Raw genomic sequence first — 18,785 nt, 5'->3', positions numbered from 1 at the left:
CAAAGACACTCACTTTAAGACCTAAGCAATCATAACAAAGACACTCACTTCAAGACCTAAGCAGACACTCACTTAAAATTGAAATCCACTTAAAATTGAACAATAACAGTCTTTGCACTAAGCTAAAATAAGGTAGCTATGTTATTTAGGATGAATGATGGCAACGCCAAGGAAGCAACAAATTAGTTTAGAAGACACCCCTTATTATCATTGTGTAGCTCGTTGTGTTCGACGGGCCTTCTTATGTGGTGAAGATAAATATTCAGGCCAAAGCTATGAACACCGTCGAGGCTGGGTAGAAGACAAACTTCATTTTCTTACGCAAGTATTCGCTATCGATGTCTGTGCTTATGCTGTAATGAGTAACCATTATCATGTAGTAGTATTTATTGATGAAGCAAAAGCTAAGCAATGGAGCATGATAGAAGTTCTTGAACGTTGGCATACTTTATACAAAGGCACCTTACTGACCAAGCAATATTGTCAAGGTGAAGCCTTAGCAAAACCATTACTTGATATAGTTAAGTCAACAGCTAAGGTTTATCGAAAACGTCTGATGAAAATTAGTTGGTTTATGGGTTATATCAATGAGGGTATTGCTAGGGCCGCTAATCAAGAAGATGACTGCACAGGTAGATTCTGGGAAGGTAGATTTAAATCACAAGCGCTATTAGACGAAGCTGCTCTTGCATCTTGTATGGCATATGTTGATTTAAACCCTATTCGAGCTAATGCTGCACAAACACCAGAAAATTCAGAACATACGAGTATTAAACTTCGATGTGAACAGGCAGAAAAAAGCAAGCAGCCCAGCACGCTATTACCCTTTATTGGCAATCCAATAAAGGGTATGCCAAAAGGTTTACCTTTTGAACTCAAAGATTATCTTAAATTAATTGAGTTAACAGGTCGATGCATTAGAGAAGCTACATCTGGTTTCATAGAAGAAAGCCAACCTGCAATACTCAATCGATTAAATATATCCGCTGAAAATTGGTTGATAATCACCACTGAATTTAATACCCAGTTCCATGGTGCCATTGGTCATGAAATGGCACTGAGTGACTACTGTGAGCATCAACAGTTAAAGCGACGACAAAATTTGAGTCATTGCAAACAACTATTTTCTTAAATAGTTAATCCATAAAAATATCTTCAGATTGTTAATCAGGTTCTTCCTGCGGAAAAAATTGCCAAAATATCGATGATTTAAGAAAAATAAAGTTGAAAAACTGTTTTAGCACACTTTAATATGACTAAAAATCGATATGACTGACGACAGAAGATCAGTTATTAAATATTTCTGTTGTTTGAATTAAAGTGAGTGTCTATGTTTTTTTTATGTTTTTATATTGGAACGAAACCTTAACATTGTTGCTAAGATTTCGTTTCTTTCTAGGTAAGGCTATACTTAAATGCCATCAGTAACAGTACTTTTTTGATGGATATCGCCAAAAAACCTATAAAACCAACACTTAGAGCTATTCGCTTTAGGTGCAGTTATCACTCTTTATTTTTTAACCCATTGACCCGTGCTATTTTGGATAAAGTGGCCTGGTTGAGTTTTATCATAAGCTTTTTTACCCGCTAAAGCGGTGACTTGTTGCATGGTGATTTTATTGGTGCGTGCTAAATTCATATAAATACTTTTGCGCTTTTCGTTAACACTGGTGACTAGGCTTTTCGCGTCTGGGCTATCAATAATAAGACCTAAGTAACCATTAGACATTTCACCCACTAAACCTTGTTGTTTTGCATCGTCGAGTGAAGTAGCCCAAGCGGAAAAGGCTATAGTAGAGACCAATAGAGCACAGCTTATTTTTTTTATGAATTTCTTTGTTAAATTTTTCATGGTTTTTCCCTAAAATATGTCGCTTTCAGCACTAAATATGTCGTCTAGTTCTTTATCTACCTTCACCTTTATTTCATGATCAATTTTCAAATTTAAATTAATGGTGATCGGTTCTTTTGCACTAACTTCTATCTTATGTGTACAAGCACTGATAATGAACACAGTGAATAGCACGATTAGTATTTTACTCATACTTACTCCTTCTTTTTTTGTAAACCTTTGATAAGGCTTTCTTCAAAACGTTGAGTTATTGATAATGATTCAAGTAAACCAAGTAAGTCATAACTCAAATTCAGATTTAAATTAACATCGTTATCAATATCTGGATTGCGACCTTTTATTACTGTGTTTAACTGCATGTAACCGTCGTCTGCCATTGTAACTGCGGAGGAAAGCTGATGATAATGCAAGTTTTGCAGTGCATCAAACGCCAGTTTTAGTTGACTGTTGTTTGCTTTAAGCTCTGTTACGGCTGGGTTATCAATGACCTGTATCAGTCCGTTGCTAATATTGTGCAGTTCACCTTTTTCAATAATATATTTATCACCATCAAAAGTAACGGGAAGTTGGCCTGATATGTTACCTGTTACAACAATACCTTGTTTTTCATCTAATGCTAATACTTGCTCTAAGTCTATACTATTAAGCTGAACATTAACTGAATGCCCATGTTCGACAGGCCATTGTATATTTGGAATAAAGAAGCTGCCCCCTAAAACATTCGCCTTAAGTTTGTTGGCTGAAAGCTGAAAGCTTTTATCGAATGTCCAGTTGGTGTTAATTGATAGCTTTGAAATAGGAGTCACAGTTTCAATTAATTCAACGGTTAGGTTTTCTTTAGCATTGGGCTGAGTTGTTATTTTTCCAGCGAGTAATGAAAAATGTTGTTGCCAATTGAGCTCTTGCAACCAAATGCCATTGATTTCACCACTGAGTGAGGTAATTGCCACCGAAACGTTAAAGGGTGTGTTTTCAATATTGTTTAAAGCGTTTATTTGACCCGAAATATTATAATCTAATAGGCCATCAATCAATTCAACTTCAGTCGGCAATTGGATATTTAACGATAATAAGTTGGTGAGTTGTAAATTTTTGGCGGTAATAACTACATTAGGTGACTTGACTGGGCCAGTTAAAACAATATTGCCTAGCTTCACTCCGTCAGCACTGGCTTGAGCATTAAGCTGAATATCGTCAAAGCTGCCGTTGAGTTCACTAAAAATATTAAACGAAGTTATCTTTAGTTTTTTAGGAATATTCAACTGTGAAGCGTGATTATCGACTTTTAGTTTAATGTTTAGATTGTTGTCCTCTAACAGTGCTACGCTACCCGTTAAATTTGTTGTTAATTTTTTTAGGCTTAACAGTGCTTGAGGTTTTTGTGCAGTTGACGTTTTTGTGGTGATTTTATTGTGCGTTTGATTGTTATCTTTGTCCTCAGTCATCTGTTTAAGCACCACAATATTATTTAAGGTGATTGAAGAGTCTGCTGTTAAATTAATCGTTGTTGTTTGCTCGGTTTTATTTAGTGAGCCAATTAAATGTAAAGCAACAGGCGCAGGAGTGTATTTCGCTATGTTAAGCAGCTTCAGCTGACTATCAATAACAAAATGCTCTACTGCTAATGCATAAGGTATTTGTGGGGTAGGTAAGGCAAAAGTAATATTATCAAATTTTACTTGGTGAGGTCGTGCGCCGCTAATGGCGCTTATTTCAAGATGACTAAGGTAGCCCTTACTATCGTTCAGTGTTAATCGAGCATTGCCTTGAGGTTTTATGGTTACGTGCGTTAACGGATTCTCTTCAAGTATTGACATCATTGTTGGCGATAGCCCGGCTTGGCTTAACTTCGCTAACAACTGTGGCTGACTATACTCCACTAATATTTCATTTTTTCCAACAAAGGTTAACGCGACGGTTATCTTGTCTTTAGCGGAAATTTCATGAGTCGTTTCTTTGGTGATTAAATCAAATTGACTATCGAAGTTCAGCGCACCTAATAGTTTAAACGGGCCGCTATTGCCTATGCCGTTTTCAGAAGTTATCGAGATATTGCTTATTTGATTTTTCAAGCTAATAGCGCTCGCTTGATATTTTATCTGTGTGTTGAAATCACCTGAGATTTCGCTAGCCGTTAAGTTGTTTGCTAATGCTGCGGTAATAGGTAATCGATGGGCGCTTAAAAAGCTTTTTAGTAAACTTAATTTACTTGAGATCTCAATGGAAAAACCTTCTTTCTCTCGGGTTAGCTTAGCTTCGATAAACGCTACGCTTGCGGATGTTGTTAGTGTAAAAGACAAGTTATTAGCGAGTGTCGATAAATTAGCAATATATTTTGTCTCAGTTTTATTGCTAAGCGTAAACGGTGAATAGGAAAGTTTAGTGACATTTATTTTTGTCGGTAAATTAAACTGCTTAATCTGTTGTGCATAAGTTTGTAAACTTGTTGAAAGCAATTGGCTTAAGTTTTGATTTTCTTGCTCTTTGCTTAATAGAGCATCATCTTTTTTGGAGAATAAATGATCTGTACCTTTAATCTCTGCCAACCCTATATCAATATCCGTTATATTAAGGCTAGGGGATAGTTGCCATTGTATTGTAATACCGACAATTTGAATGTTAGCCTTTGGGGTCTGTAAGCATGCCTTGTTGACCCTAATGGCCATATTACTGGTAAGGCTTACATTTAGGCAAGTCAACGCTATTTTGTCTGAATTGAATTGTGTTTTTACAAGGTAATTGATAACTGAAACTCTAGCACTGTAAGTGATAGTGAAAATAATCAGTAAGGTGATAACAGCAATTAAGATAAATTTAAGAAATCGCACTTAGGCTCCCTTGCCATAGTTACTTTTTTAACCCAAGTAGAAAATATGTTAATTGCTATTAATCGTTGATGCCCATGAGTCGACAGTCTATTTATGGTCACAACAGTTAACAGGGTAGCCTAATTTTACACAATCGAATATAGCTAGTGATTGATAAATTGCAGGAAAAAACAAGATTACAGGTACTTTTTAACATTAGTAGCTGTTAGTTCTAACTTTCGAGTTTTTAACTTCAAAGTATCAACTGACAAATTTCAGATGAAAAAAAACCTTAACATTGCTGTTAAGGTTTTTTTCCTTCCTTTTGGAATGGAAGAAAGGTTGCTGACTGCCGGAGTTAAACTGCAGCCCGTTAAGAGTGACTGAGTTTATCAGTAGCTGTTAGTTCTAACTTCAAAGTATCACCGACAAATTTCAGACGAAAAAAACCTTAACATTGCTTTTAAGGTTTCGTTCCTTTCTTTTGGAATGGAAGGAAGGTTGCTGACTGCCGGAGTCGAATTGCTGCATGTTAAGAGTGACTGAGTTTATCAGTAGATGGTTTTACTTTTCTTAAGACGAAAAAAAACCTTAACATTGCTGTTAAGGTTTCGTTCCTTCCTTTCGGAATGGATGGTGCCGACTGCCGGAGTCGAACTGGCGACCTACTGATTACAAGTCAGTTGCTCTACCAACTGAGCTAAGTCGGCACACAAAGATGTGTGCGATAAATTTATTCTATTGAACTATTTATCTTGGCACCGAACAAATGTTTCTACACTATTTCTATATTAAAAAAGTAAGCAACAAATATTCAAATAGGTTGAATAGATGGTGCCTCGACCCGGAATCGAACCAGGGACACGAGGATTTTCAATCCTCTGCTCTACCGACTGAGCTATCGAGGCAGTGTCTAATCTGCTGTCTTTTCGGCTTTGCCTTGAAGACGGGGCGTATTAAACTGTTTTTCGATTTGTTCGTCAACCCTTTTTTTTAAATAAATGTTTGTTTGCTTGTTTTTTCTGCTTATTGGCGGAATAGTCAGCGTAAAATCACCATTTAATCAAAATTCTTAATAAAAAAAGTTGTTGAACCCTTACTTTTTCGGTGGAACGTAACCTTCAATTTCTGGTTCTTTTCCTTCAAAAAGATAAGCAACCATAGCCGTTTCTAAAAAAGCACGGTCATTTGGCTCCATCATGTTCATTTTTTTCTCATTAATAAGCATGGTTTGTTTTTGTTGCCAGTTTTTAAATGCTTCTTGACTGATATTATCAAAAATACGTTTACCGACTTCTCCAGGATAAAGTTGAAATCCTAGTCCTTCAGCATCTTTTTTTAAATTTTGGCAAAATATAATACGGCTCATAAGTTAATTCTCTTGTTCTAGGTTGTAAGTTGGTCTGTGCATTTATACTTTTACCACTTTAATATTCATCTGTATCTTAAAGTGGTATCGATATATAAATATCATGGCTTTAATAAGCTGATCAATTTTTGAGTTGATGCTGCTAAGCCAACCGATGCAGTTGTGGCTAAATTATACCACTGTTGTTGGTTGTTTTCGTTGATTTCTTTTGCTGGTAATTGTTCACAATCAATCACTACTGGCGATATATCTAAATGAAAGTGACTAAAGGTATGGCGAAATTTTGCTAAGGGTACAACGGACGTTTGTTTCAAATGGAGCTTCGCTAATAATGCGGCAATCTCTTCTTCGTGCTCGACCTCTAAAAAACACCATAAACCTCCCCATATACCACTTGGCGGCCGTTTCTCTAATAATACTTGCTGGTTAATACGAGGTATCACCATAATAGTTTGTTTTTCTGGAATGATTTTCTTTGGTTTTTTTTGTGGGTAACTACTTTGTTCATTCAGTGAAAAAGCTAAACAACTGTCACTTAACGGGCAAAGCTCGCATTTAGGTTTACTGCGCGTACAAATAAGTGCGCCTAGATCCATCATCGCTTGATTAAACTGCGCAACACCTTCTTTGGGCGTTAATACCTCTGCAATCGGCCATAACGCTTTTTCATACTTACTCTGACCATTATGGCCTTCAACCATATAACAACGCGCTAATACCCGTTTTACATTACCATCTAAAATAGCGTGATGCTTATTCAATGCCAAACTTAAAATTGCACCAGCGGTTGAACGACCGATACCCGGTAGAGCAATAACTTGTTCAATGTCCTCAGGAAAAGTACCTTGGTATTGCTGAGTAATTATTTTTGCTGTTTTATGTAAATTACGAGCTCGAGCGTAATAACCTAATCCTGTCCAATGATGTAAAACGTTATCTTCATCGGCATTAGCTAAATCGGTAATTGTTGGGAAACTGTCCATAAAACGATGATAGTACGGAATAACCGTTGCTACCTGTGTTTGTTGCAGCATTATTTCAGAGATCCATACACGGTATGGGGTTTTATTGTGCTGCCAAGGTAAGTGCTTTCTGCCTTGGGCTTGATACCAGTCGAGTGTTTGCGTGGCAAAAAACTGTGCTGATTTCGGTGATATTTGAGTTTTATTTGTCATAGCGACTTAGTTTACCTAATAAACGGACACGAATAAATGTGCATTTTTTATTGCAAAAATTTATAATGCCATTATGCTCTCGTCCATATTAATCTCGAGATTATTACTCGAAATATACTTGCTAAGATTTAAGGAATTAAAATGAAATTAAATGCTAAAAACCGTAACCGCCGTTTACGTAAAAAATTACGTGTTGATGAATACCAAGAATTAGGTTTTGACGTCGCTTTTAAATTAGCTGACGGTACAGACAATGATACGGTTGATACTTTTTTGAATAACTTTTTTAATGAAGTTATTCAACCTAATGGTTTAGGTTTTGGTGGCGAAGGCGATGTTTTATGGCATGGTATCGTTTGTACTCAAAATATCGGTAAGTGTACCGATGAACATCGTACCGCTGTAGAATCTTGGTTGAATAAAAATGGCGCTACAGCAGTAGCTGTTAGTGATCTTTACGATGTTTGGTGGGCTGAATAACTTTATTCATCATAAATGAACTTTACCCGGCATTGTCAGCATTTTTCAGTGCCATTACTTATGTACAATAAGTGCAGACTCTGAAAATTTTGGCTGCTTTGTTTAAAGCGCATTTATTTAGAATAAAACTTGGATTATATTGAAGAAATATATGGTAGATAAAACTGAAAACACCCACAAAAGCATTGAAGAAGCTGAAAAAGAAGGCAAATATATTCGCAAAGTACGTAGTTTTGTTAAGCGCGAAGGGCGATTAACAAAAGGACAAGCGAATGCATTGGAGCAATTTTGGCCAACAATGGGCTTAAACCACCTTGATGGAATGATTGATTTTGCTCACTTATTTAATAACAGCAATCCTATTATCTTAGAAATTGGTTTTGGCATGGGTAAATCTTTAGTCGAAATGGCAAAAAATGCCCCAGAACTAAATTTTGTTGGTGTTGAAGTGCATCGTCCGGGTGTTGGCGCTTGTATTTCATTAGCAGATGAAGAAGGCGTTAATAATTTAAAGGTTTTTGAACATGATGCGATAGAAGTGCTTGCTGACTGTATTCCTAATGGTTCATTAACGACCGTGCAATTGTTTTTTCCTGATCCTTGGCATAAAAAGAAGCATCATAAACGTCGAATTGTTTCGTTAGAATTTGTCGAAACTATTCGTCAAAAGCTAAAGGTGGGTGGTGTTTTTCATATGGCAACTGACTGGGAAAATTACGCAGAATGCATGATTGAAGATATGAACTCAGCGCCGGGCTATAAAAACTTAGCCACCGATGGTGACTTTGTGCCACGTCCTGATTCTCGGCCATTAACGAAATTTGAAAACCGTGGTCATAACTTAGGCCATGGCGTTTGGGATATTCAATTTAAACGCCAAGATTAATCCAGAATGGACAGTTAATTTAAGTACTCTTGTTCAACGTGAAAAAGATGCTGGCTATTACGTAAGTTGCCGGTGTCTTTTAACCACTGAGTACTAATGATTTCTCGTTGCAAGGCGGCTTGCAAAATACGCACTTTATACTGCGACCAATAATAAATCGTTGCTTGTTGATGAATTTCGTTATTTGGAAAAATATCACTTCTGCTTTCTTCTAATTCGGCTAAAATATCAGCAATAACTTTTGGCTTTAACTCTTTTTCTATCTGTAGCTTAAATTTAGTGAAACGTTTTGCTTTAACTAATAACCATGCCATCCACAATATTACGGCAACAGCAAAAACAAATAAAATATCTATACTCATAACTGATTTATTCTATAAAAACATTGTGGGCATCTTATCAGTCAAATTGAATTTGGCTAAAGCTTATTTTTATTTTATAACTCGGGTATTTACAAAAATTAAACCGCTAGTCCTCTTAACTCTATGTTAGGTTAATTAAACGCTATATTGTTGCTTTTTATCGATGAGTTACTTTGCTTTTTTGTTAAGTAAAATAGCAATTAAACGCTGAACTGGGCTTGTTCATGCATCAGTAACTTTGCTTTTAAAGCTAAACCACCAGCATAACCTGTTAATTTTCCATTGGCGCCTATAACACGATGGCAAGGGATAATTAAAGCGATCGGGTTTTTTCCGTTTGCTGCGCCAACCGCTCGTACGGCCTTTTCATTATTAATTTTTTTTGCTATCCATAAATAGCTTTTGGTCTCACCTTGTTTGACAGTCAGCAATGCTTGCCATACTTTTTGCTGAAACGGTGTACCTTGTGGTGCAAGTGCCAAGTCGAAGACAGTACGATGACCAGAGAAATATTCTGCAAGCTGTTGAACCACCGGGGTAAAGTGAGTAGGGCTCTCTATGTAACTTTCATCAATAATCAGCGGTAAAGCGCCATCTTGAAAAGCAAGCGCCGTTAGCCCTTGGTCATTAGCGGTTAATGCGATATCGCCGTAAGGAGAAGGGGTGATAGTAAAGTACATATTGATTCCTTTGTTAAAGCATAACCCATTAAATATTGTGAAGATAAATAACTATTTTAAAGATAATTAACGTTAATGCACAGCACTAAAATTGCTTCTTCAGTGAAAGCGCTGAAGTGAAATAAAGCATAAGTCGTTTTATATCAGCCATTATTTATTAGTGGCTAACTTGTTACGATATTGTCGTGCAATAACTTTTAAAATATCACGCCAACTGATAATACCAATAGGTTGCATTTCATCATTTACAATCGGCAGACATGAAAGGTGGTTGTCATGAAACATTAATACAGCGTCATTCAAACTGACTTCTGCTTTGGCTGTCGTCAGGTCTCTGTTCATAATGAGGTGTAACTTCTTTTGTAACATTGAATGGTCACGGGGCGTTTCGTTTTTAGTGCCAATTGTTGGACTTAAATGCTTGTATATATCTCTATCGGTGACCACCCCAACAAGTTGTTTATCACAAAGTATCAAAATATGGTGAATGCTGTGTAGGTCAAATATTGCTTTTGCTTTACTTAAATCATCGTCAAGTTCTAAGGTAATTAAGTCTGTCGACATAATTTTACTTAAGCTCATCATTCTCTCCTACTATTTGATTTTTGTTTGATCGTCACGATAAACAAAACTTTGTTAGTTAACAATCATCTTTTAGTCAAAACTAGCTCTTTAGTGATTTATATAAAACTAATTGTTGGCTGTCACAAAAGTGTCATACAACTGTCTTATAATTGATATCGTACTAAAGTCTCCATAATTGAAGGTGTTTAAGTGGCAATTGCATTAAAATCGACTGGCCCACGTCAGTTGAAAAATACATTAGCACAATGGTTAATAACAGTAGGCGGTATAAGTGTTTTATTTACACTTGTGCTGATCTTTTTATATTTACTCTATGTGATAAAACCTATTTTTGAGTCGGCAACAATAGAGCCTGTTGGTCAATTTGAAATCAGTACCACGGCACCCACGTTATCTGCGGGTGTTGATGAACTAAAAGAAATCGCTTTTCAAATTACTGAGCAAGGTGATATTAACTTTTATCAGCTCGTCAAAAGTGCTGCTCATGAAAAAGGTACGTTAGTACTCAGTGAAAACTTATTGAGTGATGATAAAACCTTAGTTAATGTGGTTAATTCTGGCGTAGAAAAGAAACTACTCATTGATAGTGACGGTAACATGCAGCTTATTGCCGCTAAATTCTTTTCTAATTTTGATTCAGGTACACGAGAAATTATTCCTAGTGTCGCCTATCCGTTAGGAGAAGAGTCGATAGCCGTTGACGAAAGTGGTGAAGTTCTTACAGAAATTTCATTTGGTATGAATGATGAAAAAGCGGTTTTTGTTGCGTTTACGCAAGACCAACGTTTAATTAAGACCAGCTTAATTGCAGAAGATGACTTTACTTACGACAGCGCTTACGAAACTATTTATCAAGAAATCGATTTTCCTTCTGATCATGTTAACGAAATATTAGTAACTCCTGATATGGGCTTAGCTTTTGTTCGCAGTGATGATCAAGTCTTTGTTTTTGATCTTACCGATGAAGATGACGTTGAACTTAAAGCCACAATTATTCCCTCTTTAGAGCAAACCAGAAGCAAACCTCATCATGTTACTGCAATGGCATTACTTTCTGGTAGTAGTTCAATATTATTAGGTAGCAGTGCGGGTAAAGTTACACAATGGTTTGAAGTGGCTACTGACGATGGTCGTCAATTTAAAAATGTTCGTAGCTTTAACGTTAGTGATACCGAAGCCGTTACTCAAATTCATACCGAACAATTTCGTAAAAGTTTCTATACTTTAACGACCTCAGGAAATATGGGGGTTTTCTACACCACCAGTGAAGCTGATTTATGGCGTGGTCAATTAACAACTACCGAACCTAGCGTATTTGCAATTTCTCCTCGTGCTGATGGTTTAGTCGTGATTGACGAAAACCAGCTGAAAATATTCAGCGTTGAAAATGAACATCCCGAAGTGACTTGGAGTGCTTTGTGGGAAGAAGTTTGGTACGAAGGTTACCCAGAGCCAGAGTATATTTGGCAGTCAACTTCTGGTTCAGATGATTTCGAAGGTAAGTTTTCTTTAGTACCCATTTCATTTGGTACCATGAAAGCGGCCATGTACGCGATGTTATTTGCCGTGCCTATTGCGTTAAGTGCTGCGATTTACACCGCTTACTTTATGACCCCTGGTATGCGCCGAAAAGTTAAGCCAACAATTGAGTTAATGGAAGCATTGCCAACAGTTATCTTAGGGTTCTTGGCGGGTTTATGGTTAGCGCCAATAATCGAAAATTATTTGCCAGCAATCGCAATGCTATTAATTATGTTACCGCTTTCAGTCTTTGTAACTGCATTTGCTTGGCATAAACTGCCTAAAGATATGAAAAACACTATTCCTGAAACATGGGCGCCGATCATACTTGTTCCTGTCTTGTTGATTGCCGGTGGCAGTGCATTTTTGTTATCTCCTTTCTTTGAAACCTTGTTTTTTGGTGGCGATGTTCGTCAGTATATTACTAACGACCTCGGTATTGACTTTGACCAACGTAATTCATTAGTGGTTGGTTTAGCGATGGGATTTGCCGTTATACCGACCATTTTCTCTATGGCAGAAGATGCAATATTTAGTGTACCTAAGCATTTAACTAGTGGCTCACTCGCTTTGGGTGCTACACAATGGCAAACGCTTGCGAAAGTTGTTTTGTTAACCGCGAGTCCGGGTATTTTTTCTGCAGTGATGATGGGCTTAGGCCGTGCAGTCGGCGAAACCATGATAGTGCTAATGGCTACGGGTAATACCCCAATTTTAGATTGGAGTATTTTCCAAGGTATGCGTACCTTAGCAGCAAATATTGCTGTAGAAATGCCAGAATCCGAGGTAGGGAGTTCGCATTATAGAATTCTATTTTTAGCTGCTTTTGTTTTATTTGTTTTCACCTTTATTTTTAACACGTTTGCTGAGCTGATACGTCAGCGCTTACGTGAAAAATACAGCTCGTTATAGTTAAGGAACTGAGTTTATGAATAGTTGGTTTAAATCTGGTTCTCCGTGGGTGTGGTTGTCTGCTGGCGGAGTAAGTATCAGTTTAATTTCAGTTCTAGGTTTATTGTGGTTAATTGCTTCACGTGGTTTATCCTACTTTTGGCCTGCAGACATTTATCAATTTGAGACGGTTAATGAAAAAGGCCAAGCAGTTACCGTTATTGGTGAGATATACGATCGTGAAAGCCTGCCAAGCAAGCAGTTATCGCATTTAAATTTAGGTTTAGATCCTGCTAAAGAAACCATTGAGCGAATTTTAGTAAAAACGGGTAACCGTGAATTAGTTAATCTAGATTTTCGCTGGTTGTTAATGCCGCTTGTTAACAAAACCACCATGCCTGAAGATGTTGTAGTGGTTGAACGTCGCACCAATGGTAATTTTTATGGCTTCATTGAAGGGATTATCTTAGATGGTCAGCCTGAAGGCTTAGATAAAATGGCTGAGTTGCTGGAACGTGTTGATAACTTTCAAGACGAAATGGATGAATTACAAAAAGTTGATATCGGCGCCATCAATTATCAAATAGAACGCTTACGGCTGAAAAAGCGTAAACATAAACTTGATGAAACCTTAACCGCTGAGCGCGAGCAAGAAATTGATGCAGAAGTTGCCCAATATAACGCTGATTACCAAGTACTAGAAAAACAGTTAATGGCTATCCGTGACAAAGTATCTCGTGATCAACTTGTGGTACGCGCTATGGGTGGTGAGGTTATTGAGATAAATTTTGAAGAAATACTCAAAGTTACTTATAACAATAAACTGTCTGTTTTTGGTCGAACTGCGGTATTTATTCAGCAAATAGGCAGTTTCTTAATTGATGACCCACGAGAAGCAAATACCGAAGGGGGGGTTTTTCCTGCAATATTTGGTACTGTTTTAATGGTTTTACTGATGACAGTCATCGTTTCTCCTATGGGGGTTATAGCGGCTATTTACTTACATGAATATGCCGGTAAAAACGCCCTGACTAAACTACTTCGTATCGCCGTTATTAACTTAGCAGGTGTACCGTCAATCGTTTATGGGGTCTTTGGCTTAGGTTTCTTTGTTTATATGGTAGGTGGTAGTTTAGATCAACTGTTTTATGCCGAAACACTGCCTAGTCCAACTTTTGGTACGCCAGGTGTTATGTGGTCGGCTATTACTCTAGCGATACTAACATTACCGGTTGTTATTGTTTCAACCGAAGAAGGTCTATCACGCATTCCATCAGCTATGCGTCACGGTTCTTTAGCGCTAGGTGCAACCAAAGCAGAAACGTTATGGCGTATTATTCTACCGATTGCTAGTCCAGCAATTATGACGGGTATTATTTTAGCGATTGCTCGTGCGGCCGGCGAAGTTGCACCACTGATGCTAGTTGGTGTTGTAAAAATGGCGCCAAATTTACCGCTTGATGGTAACTTCCCATATTTACATTTAGACCGTAAGTTTATGCATTTAGGTTTTCATATTTATGATGTAGGTTTCCAAAGCCCTAATGTTGAAGCGGCAAGACCGTTAGTTTTTGCAACCGCATTTTTATTGGTGACAATTATTGTCTCACTGAATATGACAGCAGTTACCATACGTAACCGTTTAAGAGAAAAATATCGCATGTTAGAGCATTAACTTTATTGAAGAATACCCTTCTTATTTTAGTTAAATAGACTGAAATAAGAAGGGCTCAAAATAGAAAGTAAAAAAGTTTTAACAGTCACGAACAAAATTTAAGCATTGAAAGAGAACACTATGATTTCAGTCAGCCCAAGAACATTAGATCCAAAAGTTAAACTTGACCTTAACAACTTATCGCCAGAACAAGTGGCGTTAGAAATTAAAAATTTAAACTTATATTACGGTGACAAACAAGCACTACAAAATATCAGCATGTCTATTCCTAAAGGACAAGTTACCGCGTTTATTGGTCCTAGTGGTTGTGGTAAATCTACGTTGTTACGTTGTATTAACCGTATGAACGACTTGGTTGATATCTGTAAGATTGAAGGTGAAATTAACCTTCATGGCGAAAATATTTATGGAAAACATGTTGATGTTGCAGCGCTGCGTCGTCAAGTAGGTATGGTTTTTCAACGACCTAATCCATTTCCTAAAAGTATTTATGAAAATGTTGTCTACGGTTTACGTATTATGGGCGAAAACAATCGCCGTGTATTAGATGAAGCTGCTGAAGTTGCGCTGCGAAGTGCGGCATTGTGGAATGAAGTAAAAGACCGTTTGCACGATAGTGCACTGGGACTTTCTGGTGGCCAACAGCAACGTTTAGTGATTGCTCGCGCCATTGCGATTAAGCCAGAAGTTTTATTGCTTGATGAACCTACTTCGGCACTTGACCCTATTTCAACATTGACGATTGAAGAATTGATTAATGACTTAAAAAAGCAGTTTACTGTAGTCATTGTTACCCATAATATGCAACAAGCCGCACGTGTATCAGATCAAACAGCATTTATGTACATGGGTGACTTAATTGAATACAGCGATACTAATACGCTGTTTACTACGCCGGCAAAAAAGAAAACCGAAGATTATATTACCGGCCGTTACGGTTAATAGAGATGATTAATATTCTACTTTTATTATAGAATAACAAGGAAAAACAATGGATAACATCAATCTTGGTCGTCATATATCAGGCCAATTTAACGAAGATTTAGAAAATGTCATCAACCATGTCATGCATATGGGTGGCTTGGTTGAAAAACAATTAAGCGATTCACTCACCGCTGTTTATGATGCGGATGAAGCCCTGGCAAAAAATGTCTTAGCGAACGATTATAAAATTAATGCCTTAGAAGTCAGTATTGACGATGAATGTACACGCATTATAGCTAAGCGTCAGCCAGCAGCTGGCGATTTACGTTTAATTATGGCTATTGTAAAAACAATTGCTGATTTAGAGCGTATCGGCGACGAAGCACAGAAAATTGCTCGGGTAGCACTCGAAAATTTCTCTGGAGAGCAAAAAGCGTTATTACTTAATTTAGATAATTTAGGTCGTAAAGTATTAGAGTTTTTACAAGCAACTCTTGATGCTTTTACACGAATGGATGTCGACTCAGCTGTTTTAACTCATGGCAATGACGAGAAGATTGATCGTGAATACGAGGCACTAATGCGTCAATTAATGACCTACATGATGGAAGACCCGCGTTCTATCCCACAAATAATGAGTGTTATCTGGTCAGCTCGTGCTTTAGAGCGTATCGGTGACCGTTGTCAAAATATTTGCGAATACATTATCTATTTTGTCAAAGGAAAAGATGTTCGCCACACAACAGCTGAAGATATTAAATCTTTGTAAATTTGAAAAAATCCGCTAGGTTTAAATAACTTTCTATATAGCTATGATGTTTCGACAAATCATAGCTATATCTCGTTAAAAGCACAAAAATTGTCAGGTGATCGTGATAAAACGCTTGAAGATCGTGTTAAATGGGGTAATATCGGCGACGAATAATAACAAAGAGCAATTTGGCTCTGGGAATAAATTATGGCTAGAAATTCAATACTAGGTGTCTTTGCAAAATCACCTATTAAACCATTAGAAAAACACATTCGATTGGTCACAAAGTGTTGTAATCAATTAACTCCTTTCTTTGCTGCTTGTGCTGAACAAGATTGGTCAAAAGCAGGAAAACTTCGCAGTAAAATCTCAAAATATGAACGCGACGCAGACACATTAAAACGCGAAATACGCCTTGAACTTCCGGGTGGTTTATTTATGCCCGTCGATCGTGCTGATTTGCTAGAGTTACTTTCCCAACAAGACAAAATTGCTAATAAAGCAAAAGATATTGCCGGACGTATTTTAGGACGCAAACTGGTTATACCAGAAACACTACAAGATTCTTTTGTGGCGTATGTTGCTCGAAATATTGAAGCCGCAGAAAAAGCAGCTGACGCGATTAATGAATTAGACGACTTATTAGAAACAGGTTTTCGTGGTCGAGAAGTCGCATTGGTTGAGAAGATGATTAACCAATTAGATGAAATAGAAGATGATACAGACGGCATGCAAATTAAATTGCGTAGCGACTTATTGGCGATTGAAAATGACTTAAATCCTATTGATGTAATGTTTTTATATCAAATTATTGAATGGATAGGTGATTTAGCCGATTTAGCCGAACGTGTTGGTGCTCGCTTAGAAATTTTACTGGCTAGAAAATAAGGCTTATTCATGGATATATTATTAACACATGGCCCTATGTTGGTCATTATTGCCGGCGTTGTTGGTTTCTTTATGGCGTGGGGCATTGGTGCAAACGATGTGGCTAACGCAATGGGTACATCAGTTGGCTCTAAAGCGCTAACGATTAAACAAGCGATTCTCATAGCAATGGTTTTTGAATTTGCTGGTGCTTATTTAGCGGGTGGTGAAGTTACTTCAACTATTCGTAAGGGTATTATTGATGCTTCTTACTTTGTAGATAGTCCGGAATTACTTGTTTTTGGTATGATTTCAGCATTATTTGCTGCGGCTACTTGGTTACTTATTGCTTCTATTTTAGGTTGGCCAGTATCTACAACACACTCAATTGTTGGCGCCATTGTTGGTTTTGCTGCCGTTGGTGTTAGTGTTGATGCTGTTGAATGGGGTAAGGTTATCGGTATCGTAGGTAGCTGGATAATTACGCCACTTATCTCAGGTATTATTGCGTTTATTATTTTTAACAGTGCACAAAAATTAATTTTTGATACGGATAATCCATTAACTCAAGCTAAACGTTGGGTACCTTTTTACATGTTTTTAGCGGGCTTCGTACTTGCTTTAGTCACTATTAAGAAAGGTTTGAAGCATTTAGGCTTAAACATCGGTTCTGTTGAAGGTTATGTATATGCAATTATTGCCGCAGTTATTGTCGCTGTTATAGGTAAAATATTTATAAGCCGTTTAGAATTTGATGAAAGTGCCGCCAAGAAAACACATTATGCCAACGTAGAAAAAGTATTTGCGGTATTAATGATCGTTACTGCCTGTGCAATGGCATTTGCTCATGGTTCAAATGATGTTGCTAATGCGATTGGTCCACTAGCTGCGGTAGTCAGTATTGTTGGTAATGACGGTCAAATTGCAGCGAAGTCAGCTATCGCATGGTGGATTTTACCACTAGGTGGTTTTGGTATTGTTGCTGGTCTTGCATTATTTGGTCACAGAGTTATTGCAACCATAGGTAATGGCATTACGCATTTAACGCCAAGCCGTGGTTTTGCTGCTGAACTAGCAGCAGCATGTACAGTTGTTATCGCTTCAGGTACCGGTTTACCTATCTCAACCACACAAACATTAGTTGGTGCTGTGTTAGGTGTAGGTATGGCTCGTGGTATTGCTGCAATTAACTTAACGGTTGTGCGTAATATTGTTGTTTCTTGGGTTGTTACCTTACCGGTTGGTGCAGGTTTATCTATCATTTTCTTCTGGGGAATGGTGGCAATTTTCACCTAAGCACACGTAGAAAATTTACTTTTAAAAAACCAACATTGATGTTGGTTTTTTTATTTAAACCCCTGAATTTGTAAACTTTCAGTGGTAACCACTATATAATTAAAAAGTGATTAGGTAATGCTTGCCTGAACCACTATTACCCTATATTATAACGCCTCTTTGATGTTCTTTAGAATTTCAAACTGCCTTGATAGCTCAGTCGGTAGAGCAGAGGATTGAAAATCCTCGTGTCCCTGGTTCGATTCCGGGTCAAGGCACCATATTTCTCTTTATTGAGACAAAAAAGCCCACAAGCAATTGTGGGCTTTTTTTGTTCTAACAGAAAAATTATTTTCAATTAAATGATTATCACCCCACTAAATTCAAGTTTTATATCAAACTATTTTCAATAGACATTATGTTATAAATATTGCCCTTGATATTACTAGAACTTAATAATGATGAGTACAAAACAAGCGGATGAATCATTAGGCATTTTTTTCGCTTCATAGAGTGAAAAAAGAGCAGGGCGAATACCTGGTAGTATCCCTATTTGGCTGGGAATATTAGCTGAGTTAACTAAGTTTGGCATTTTTTGTCGCCTATTTTATGTTGTTGTGTTGTTATTTTATTCGTTTTTTGTGTGAAATGTGATTTAAATGTGTTTAAAAATTAGCGAAAATTA

18 protein-coding genes and 3 tRNA genes are annotated in these 18,785 nt (G+C 37.3%); 10 read left to right on the top strand and 11 right to left on the bottom strand.

The annotated features are described in order from the left end of the window. The first annotated feature begins 157 nt into the window (after window positions 1–157). Window positions 158–1,132, top strand: a complete 975-nt coding sequence (locus A3Q34_RS06845; RefSeq protein ID WP_070374685.1) for a transposase — start codon at window positions 158–160, stop codon at window positions 1,130–1,132. A 378-nt stretch (window positions 1,133–1,510) separates the two neighbouring features. On the opposite strand, the gene A3Q34_RS06840 is transcribed toward A3Q34_RS06845, so the two are convergent. The 7 genes from A3Q34_RS06840 to mutY all read right to left on the bottom strand — a co-directional run bounded on the left by A3Q34_RS06840 (window position 1,511) and on the right by mutY (window position 7,203). Beyond that, window positions 1,511–1,852 carry a YdbL family protein gene (locus tag A3Q34_RS06840; protein ID WP_070374684.1) on the bottom strand — a complete coding sequence of 114 codons (342 nt, stop codon included), beginning with the start codon at window positions 1,850–1,852 and terminating at the stop codon, window positions 1,511–1,513. Window positions 1,853–1,861: 9 nt separating this feature from the next. After that, complete coding sequence (locus A3Q34_RS06835; protein ID WP_070374683.1) at window positions 1,862–2,044, bottom strand: YnbE family lipoprotein; 183 nt, start codon at window positions 2,042–2,044, stop codon at window positions 1,862–1,864. A gap of 2 nt (window positions 2,045–2,046) precedes the next feature. Beyond that, window positions 2,047–4,680 (bottom strand): intermembrane phospholipid transport protein YdbH family protein, encoded by a 2,634-nt coding sequence (locus A3Q34_RS06830; RefSeq protein ID WP_070374682.1) that lies wholly within the window; start codon window positions 4,678–4,680, stop codon window positions 2,047–2,049. Between the two features lie 613 nt (window positions 4,681–5,293). After that, window positions 5,294–5,369: transfer RNA gene (locus A3Q34_RS06820), tRNA-Thr, on the bottom strand. Window positions 5,370–5,491: 122 nt separating this feature from the next. Continuing rightward, a tRNA-Phe gene (locus A3Q34_RS06815) sits at window positions 5,492–5,567 on the bottom strand. Between the two features lie 188 nt (window positions 5,568–5,755). Beyond that, on the bottom strand, window positions 5,756–6,028 hold the full coding sequence (locus tag A3Q34_RS06810; protein ID WP_070374680.1) for an oxidative damage protection protein: 273 nt from the start codon (window positions 6,026–6,028) through the stop codon (window positions 5,756–5,758). 101 nt (window positions 6,029–6,129) lie between these two features. Continuing rightward, window positions 6,130–7,203 (bottom strand): A/G-specific adenine glycosylase, encoded by a 1,074-nt coding sequence (gene mutY, locus A3Q34_RS06805; RefSeq protein ID WP_070374679.1) that lies wholly within the window; start codon window positions 7,201–7,203, stop codon window positions 6,130–6,132. A 141-nt stretch (window positions 7,204–7,344) separates the two neighbouring features. Here mutY and A3Q34_RS06800 point away from each other — a divergent pair, with 141 nt between their 5' ends. Continuing rightward, a complete protein-coding gene (locus A3Q34_RS06800) occupies window positions 7,345–7,683 on the top strand; it encodes a 50S ribosome-binding protein YggL (RefSeq protein ID WP_070374678.1) in 339 nt (112 codons plus the stop codon). A 151-nt stretch (window positions 7,684–7,834) separates the two neighbouring features. After that, window positions 7,835–8,569, top strand: coding sequence for a tRNA (guanosine(46)-N7)-methyltransferase TrmB (gene trmB / locus A3Q34_RS06795; RefSeq protein ID WP_070374677.1), 735 nt, complete (start codon window positions 7,835–7,837; stop codon window positions 8,567–8,569). 14 nt (window positions 8,570–8,583) lie between these two features. Here trmB and A3Q34_RS06790 read toward each other — a convergent pair whose 3' ends face one another. The 3 genes from A3Q34_RS06790 to A3Q34_RS06780 all read right to left on the bottom strand — a co-directional run bounded on the left by A3Q34_RS06790 (window position 8,584) and on the right by A3Q34_RS06780 (window position 10,193). After that, window positions 8,584–8,931 (bottom strand): hypothetical protein, encoded by a 348-nt coding sequence (locus tag A3Q34_RS06790; RefSeq protein ID WP_220465200.1) that lies wholly within the window; start codon window positions 8,929–8,931, stop codon window positions 8,584–8,586. 200 nt (window positions 8,932–9,131) lie between these two features. Then, window positions 9,132–9,611, bottom strand: coding sequence for a methylated-DNA--[protein]-cysteine S-methyltransferase (locus tag A3Q34_RS06785; RefSeq protein WP_070374676.1), 480 nt, complete (start codon window positions 9,609–9,611; stop codon window positions 9,132–9,134). A gap of 150 nt (window positions 9,612–9,761) precedes the next feature. Further along, entirely contained in the window at window positions 9,762–10,193 is a 432-nt protein-coding gene (locus tag A3Q34_RS06780) for a CBS domain-containing protein (protein WP_070374675.1), read from the bottom strand. A gap of 192 nt (window positions 10,194–10,385) precedes the next feature. On the opposite strand from A3Q34_RS06780, the gene A3Q34_RS06775 reads away from it, so the two are divergent. The 7 genes from A3Q34_RS06775 to A3Q34_RS06745 all read left to right on the top strand — a co-directional run bounded on the left by A3Q34_RS06775 (window position 10,386) and on the right by A3Q34_RS06745 (window position 18,381). Further along, window positions 10,386–12,629, top strand: coding sequence for an ABC transporter permease subunit (locus tag A3Q34_RS06775; protein ID WP_083277926.1), 2,244 nt, complete (start codon window positions 10,386–10,388; stop codon window positions 12,627–12,629). A gap of 16 nt (window positions 12,630–12,645) precedes the next feature. Next, window positions 12,646–14,283, top strand: a complete 1,638-nt coding sequence (pstA, locus tag A3Q34_RS06770) for a phosphate ABC transporter permease PstA (RefSeq protein ID WP_070374674.1) — start codon at window positions 12,646–12,648, stop codon at window positions 14,281–14,283. 120 nt (window positions 14,284–14,403) lie between these two features. Further along, a complete protein-coding gene (gene pstB / locus A3Q34_RS06765) occupies window positions 14,404–15,225 on the top strand; it encodes a phosphate ABC transporter ATP-binding protein PstB (RefSeq protein WP_070374673.1) in 822 nt (273 codons plus the stop codon). 49 nt (window positions 15,226–15,274) lie between these two features. Continuing rightward, entirely contained in the window at window positions 15,275–15,976 is a 702-nt protein-coding gene (phoU, locus tag A3Q34_RS06760) for a phosphate signaling complex protein PhoU (RefSeq protein ID WP_070374672.1), read from the top strand. 189 nt (window positions 15,977–16,165) lie between these two features. Further along, window positions 16,166–16,846 carry a TIGR00153 family protein gene (locus tag A3Q34_RS06755; protein ID WP_070374671.1) on the top strand — a complete coding sequence of 227 codons (681 nt, stop codon included), beginning with the start codon at window positions 16,166–16,168 and terminating at the stop codon, window positions 16,844–16,846. 9 nt (window positions 16,847–16,855) lie between these two features. Beyond that, entirely contained in the window at window positions 16,856–18,121 is a 1,266-nt protein-coding gene (locus A3Q34_RS06750) for an inorganic phosphate transporter (protein ID WP_070374670.1), read from the top strand. A gap of 184 nt (window positions 18,122–18,305) precedes the next feature. After that, a tRNA-Phe gene (locus tag A3Q34_RS06745) sits at window positions 18,306–18,381 on the top strand. Window positions 18,382–18,545: 164 nt separating this feature from the next. On the opposite strand, the gene A3Q34_RS20445 is transcribed toward A3Q34_RS06745, so the two are convergent. Then, window positions 18,546–18,692 (bottom strand): hypothetical protein, encoded by a 147-nt coding sequence (locus A3Q34_RS20445; RefSeq protein ID WP_157470865.1) that lies wholly within the window; start codon window positions 18,690–18,692, stop codon window positions 18,546–18,548. Window positions 18,693–18,785: the final 93 nt, after the last annotated feature.

The organism is Colwellia sp. PAMC 20917 (assembly GCF_001767295.1).
Taxonomy (GTDB): domain Bacteria; phylum Pseudomonadota; class Gammaproteobacteria; order Enterobacterales; family Alteromonadaceae; genus Colwellia_A.
The sequence above is the reverse complement of the archived record's forward strand: the minus strand, read 5'-3'. Positions and strand labels throughout refer to the sequence as shown.